1 protein-coding gene is annotated in these 875 nt (G+C 49.7%); it reads right to left on the reverse strand.

The features are described 5' to 3' along the window. A partial coding sequence (locus NW844_RS12965) for a TVP38/TMEM64 family protein (protein ID WP_414336246.1) occupies positions 1-831 on the reverse strand: 831 nt, incomplete at its 3' end. Positions 832-875: the final 44 nt, after the last annotated feature.

An 875-nucleotide genomic window follows, 5' to 3' on the forward strand; every position in this document is an offset into this window, starting at 1 on the left:
TAAAGCAAACATTCCCAGCAGAGCAAAGCCCAGCAGCCACCTTCCCTGCTCTAGGATCCCTGCCCCCAGAGCTACTACTGGGGGTGTAGAGACGGCAATGCCCAAAGCTAGCGCGAGAAGAAAGTTCTGCCATTTCATTTGGGTTAGGCCGGCAGCGTAGGCGACAAAGTCGAATAGGCCCGTCATTAAAAACCCGGCCGTAAGGAAAATATTGTTTTCCAGATAGTTGGCTGAAAGGGCATCGACTTTATACATCCATTGTCGCCCAACCATTCGCTGTACTAGGCCTCTACCGAACTTTCTGGCCAGATAAAAGTTAAGTGTACAAGAGGTAAAATCGGCAATTGCAATGTAAAGGATTCCTGCCCCAAATCCAAAGAGTGCTCCTGCCAGGATGGAGTAAACAGTGCTAGGTATGGCAGGAATAATAATACTCAAGGAGCGTAATCCGATCAGAGCAAGGGGTGCCCATGGGCCTAGTTTTGCTATAAATTCTCGAGTTGTGTCTGGATCTAAGCGACGGGCCAGCAAGATAGCAGCTACCAGGACAACAAGCAACAACAGCAGTGAGAGGATATCCTTCCTTTTCCTAGAATTGGTTCTGCTGCTGGAGGGTAGCTTTTCTGAGGAGGTAGGAGACGATCCTGCTGACTCGCCAAAGGCAGTGCCGGGGGGATAGTAGAGCTCATTCCTCAAAATCCAGCCTGTTTTTTGCTGTAAGTAGGCATGCGTGCTCAGTCCCAGGTGCCTTGCTTCTTCGGCCACGGTTTTATAGTCTAGGCCCAGTAGCTTGCAAAGCTCTCTTTGTCGAATACCTGAAGGTGGCTGCATAGGGCAAAGGAACACCAAGGGTTTCTACTTTCTCTGCCAGATAC

Source organism: Synechococcus sp. H55.2 (genome assembly GCF_047462495.1).
GTDB lineage: Bacteria > Cyanobacteriota > Cyanobacteriia > Thermostichales > Thermostichaceae > Thermostichus.